This is a genomic window from Shigella sp. FC1567, from assembly GCF_001743015.1.
Classification (GTDB): Bacteria; Pseudomonadota; Gammaproteobacteria; order Enterobacterales; family Enterobacteriaceae; genus Escherichia; species Escherichia coli.
This window is the reverse complement of record NZ_MIIV01000457.1, coordinates 1-258: the sequence shown is the minus strand read 5'-3', so window position 1 is coordinate 258 and position 258 is coordinate 1. Positions and strand designations below refer to the sequence as shown.

The 258-nt window shown below is 50.0% G+C and carries 1 protein-coding gene; it reads right to left on the bottom strand.

Features of this window, described 5'->3' with window-relative positions:
- Positions 1–258: IS66 family transposase (locus tag BHE85_RS20045; protein WP_146628277.1), on the bottom strand; the 258-nt coding region annotated here is incomplete at both ends.

Genomic DNA, 258 nt, shown 5'->3' with positions numbered 1-258 from the left:
GACATACGTCCAGATATATCCTGTTTTCGCCTTCTTCCTGCCCGGTGCCAGCACTTTTACTGGTGTGTCATCAGTGTGAACTTTGCGGCTGTTCATTACATAACGGTACAGAGCATCATTCAGCGGCGTCATTAACTGGCAGCACGCGTCAACCAAGTTGGAGAGTAATGCACGGCTCAGTTCGACACCCTGACGGGCAAAAATTTCACTCTGACGATACAGTGGCAGGTGTTCGCAGTATTTTCCCGTTAACACGCG